This is a genomic window from Hyphomonas sp., assembly GCF_040882205.1.
GTDB lineage: Bacteria > Pseudomonadota > Alphaproteobacteria > Caulobacterales > Hyphomonadaceae > Hyphomonas.
Genome location: NZ_JBBEBT010000225.1, coordinates 1 through 3,034, shown reverse-complemented (window position 1 = coordinate 3,034; position 3,034 = coordinate 1). Strand labels below are relative to the sequence as shown.

Genomic DNA, 3,034 nt, shown 5'->3' with positions numbered 1-3,034 from the left:
GCACGATCCTCTTCACCGGCGCGACGGCGGGCGTTCGGGGGCGCGAGGGTTTCTCGGCATTTGCCGGCGCCAAGCATGCGATGCGCGCGCTGGCGCAATCCATGGCGCGCGAACTGGTGCCGCAGGGCATCCATGTGGCGCACATCGTGGTGGACGGGGCGATCGATAGCCAGTTCATCCGGGAGAATGTTCCCGATGCGGACGAACGCCGCGCCAAGGACGGCCTGCTGATCCCGGACGAGATTGCCAAGAACTATGTCTGGCTGCACCGCCAGCACCGCTCCGCCTGGACGCACGAGCTGGACCTCAGACCCTGGAACGAGACGTGGTGAGCCTGGCCTAGTCGAGCCCGCCGGGCCAGGCCTGTTGTTGCACGGGGCCGTCACGCGTCAGTTCTTCGACACGTACCGTACGAACGTGAAGCAAGATGTCATTGCCTGAAGCTGCGTCTATCGCGTCGTCCAGAAGGGCCATGTCTGCAGGCGAGAACGATGCAGGCGAACGGATGACGGCGAAGGCGGCCGCGCGCTGCTCCGCGTCATCCTCGAAGCGAAGTTCGATGACCCGGGCTCCGGGATAGCGCTCCAGCACGCGGCTCAGTGCCTGCTGCGCCCGGTTGCGGAGCGAGACCTCGCTGACAGCCCGGTGCAGGGCGCCGGCCAGATAAACGCTTAGCCCTCCAAGCAGCACGAGCGCAATGATCCGCGCCGTCCAGGGCACGGTTGCCTCGCCGCGACGGAAAACCGCGCGATACCCACGCGCGAAAAAGACCAACATGGCCGCCACGGCGATGGCAATAAGGTTCGTCAGGAAGAGCAGGAAAGCACCGCCCGCGAGCCCGGGCTGGCCATGCGCAAACAAGATGCCGCACGCCGTAAGAGGCGGGCAAAGCGCGGTGGCGATCGCAACCCCGACCACCGCGCTCGATATTCTTGGCGCGGTCATCGCGTACGCACCGGCAGCACCGCCGACGAACGCAATCATCAGGTCGAGCAGGTTCGGCGCCGTCCGTGCCAGCACCTGCTCGCCAATGGCAATATCCTTATGCAGGAGCCCGAGGCCGAACCCGATGGCCAGCACCCAGGCAGCGCCAAGCGCCTCGGCCACGAAGGCGCGGCTCAGGAGGCGCGTATTCGCCTCTGCCATGGCAAGGCCGAGCCCCAGGATCGGGCCATAAAGCATCGCAATCAGCATCGCGCCGATGATCACCGCGACCGAATCGGCGAGCAGGCCATAGCCCGCAATCAGCGTCGCGGCGGCGTTCATGATGAAATAGGACGATGACAAGCCTGCCCCCGCGGTGACAGCGGCGCGCACATCTTCCTGCCGGGCAGCAGGCTCGCGATCGAACGTGAAGACACCGGCCAGCCCGCCCGGATCCCGGCGGGCCGCTTTCGTTTCTCCGCTCGTCTTCAGCTCGGTCAATGCGTCACCTGGCAAATCAGAATTCGGTCAGACCATACCCGAATCGGTGGGCAGGCCAAAGAGAATGCGGCCGGTGAGTTCCAACGTCGAAGGCGCGGTTACGATATGCTGCGTGATGGCGTGGGCATCCCGGAAGCGGCGTTGCAGGTCGCTGGATTCGAACAGGGCCGCACCGCCGCCGAGATCGTAGAGCGTGCGGCAGATATCAGCTGCGGTGCGCGTCATGTGCGTGCAGGCGAGGCGCAGGTCCGCGCGGATCTCCATCGGAATTTCGTCTGACTGCTCAGCGATGTCCCACACACGGTCGATCTCCGAGAAGAGGTAGGCGCGCGCTGCGCGCCATTGGGCTTCGCAGGTTGCATAGGCGGACTGCATGGATTGGCGCTCTGACAGCGTCTTCGCCGAGCCCTGGCTTTTCTTGACGGTGGCGAGGTCATGGAAGGCGTCCAGCGCGCCGCGGGCATTGCCAAGCGCCACGCCGCAAACGCCGAGCGCCAGCAGGCCGAAGGCCGGGAACTTGAACAGCGCGCCGGCCTCGTTCGGCCTGTCCGACACAAGCGAAACTGACCGGCCTTTCGGAACGAGCAGGTCCTTCACTTCGATATCGCCGGAGCCGGTGCCCTTGAGGCCCATCACATGCCAGGTATCGTGCAGCACGGCGTCCGAGGCCGGGAAGACCATCATGCGCGTGTCCGGCGCGCCGGAGGCGAGGCGTTTCATTTCGCCTTTTTCCCAGATCGTGCAGCCACCGCAGAGCCAAGTGCAGTTGGCCGAGCCTGAGCCCCACTGCCAGCGCCCGGTGACGCGGTAGTGATCGGCCTCAACAATGGCCCGGCCCATCGGTGCGAAAACGCCGCCGGTGATTGCCATCGGATCGGCGTAGATTTCCTCAGCATGAACGGGCTCCATATAGGCTGCATTCAACGCCGTTGTGGAGGCAATCATCGCGCACCAGCCTGCGCTGGCGTTCGCGCGCGCAATGATCTCGGTGATCTCGACGATCTCGCGCGGCGTGGATTCAAGGCCGCCAAAGCGTTTCGGCGTCACCATACGCAGCACGCCGGCAGCGGCCAGCTTCCGGGCAAGGTCAGCCGGCAAGCGGCGCGCCTCTTCCATCTCGGCGGCACGGGCAGCGAGTTCCGGCAGCAGCGGCTGGATGGCGGCGATGGGGTCGTTGGACAGGAATGTGTCGGGCATGCAAGAGAAGCTAGCCTTTTTCCCCGCAGCTTCAAAGTGTCTGTTCGTGTTTCACGCAGGGTCAGCATTGCTGGCCTGTTGCCCGGCGCCTAAACTCGCGCCGAACAACCAAACTCACGGGGTGCGCCATATGACCGACCAACTGCTGGAAACCTTCGAGGATGGCATCGCCACCCTGACCATGAACCGTCCCGAGGCGCGCAATGCCCTCACGGGAGAACTGCTCGACGCGCTCTCCGACGCGGTGCCGCGCCTCGCCCTCGACCCGAAAGTGCGGGTTGTCGTGCTGACCGGCACGGGCGCGGCCTTCTGCGCGGGGGGCGACGTGAAAGGCTTCGTCGCGCAGCCGGCGGGTACCTCGGGCAAGGGCGAGGCGCCATTCAACATGGAGCAGCGCTTCGCCGGGCTGCGG

At 65.6% G+C, this 3,034-nt stretch carries 4 protein-coding genes; 2 read left to right on the top strand and 2 right to left on the bottom strand.

Going from position 1 to position 3,034, the window contains the following annotated elements; genetic code table 11:
• On the top strand, positions 1 to 332 hold a 332-nt coding region (locus WEA77_RS09415; RefSeq protein WP_368067619.1), incomplete at its 5' end, for an SDR family NAD(P)-dependent oxidoreductase.
• 7 nt (positions 333 to 339) lie between these two features.
• Here WEA77_RS09415 and WEA77_RS09410 read toward each other — a convergent pair.
• Together WEA77_RS09410 and WEA77_RS09405 are read right to left on the bottom strand one after the other, a co-directional pair.
• Positions 340 to 1,425, bottom strand: coding sequence for a DUF389 domain-containing protein (locus WEA77_RS09410; protein ID WP_368067618.1), 1,086 nt, complete (start codon positions 1,423 to 1,425; stop codon positions 340 to 342).
• 27 nt (positions 1,426 to 1,452) lie between these two features.
• Positions 1,453 to 2,622, bottom strand: coding sequence for an acyl-CoA dehydrogenase family protein (locus WEA77_RS09405; RefSeq protein WP_368067617.1), 1,170 nt, complete (start codon positions 2,620 to 2,622; stop codon positions 1,453 to 1,455).
• 130 nt (positions 2,623 to 2,752) lie between these two features.
• On the opposite strand from WEA77_RS09405, the gene WEA77_RS09400 reads away from it, so the two are divergent.
• The coding region (locus WEA77_RS09400) for an enoyl-CoA hydratase/isomerase family protein (protein WP_368067616.1) at positions 2,753 to 3,034 on the top strand (282 nt) is incomplete at its 3' end.

Coding starts and splice junctions, on each gene's coding strand:
- WEA77_RS09405 (WP_368067617.1), bottom strand. CDS start 2,622: ATGCCCGACACATTCCTGTCCAACGACCCCATCGCCGCCATCCAGCCG.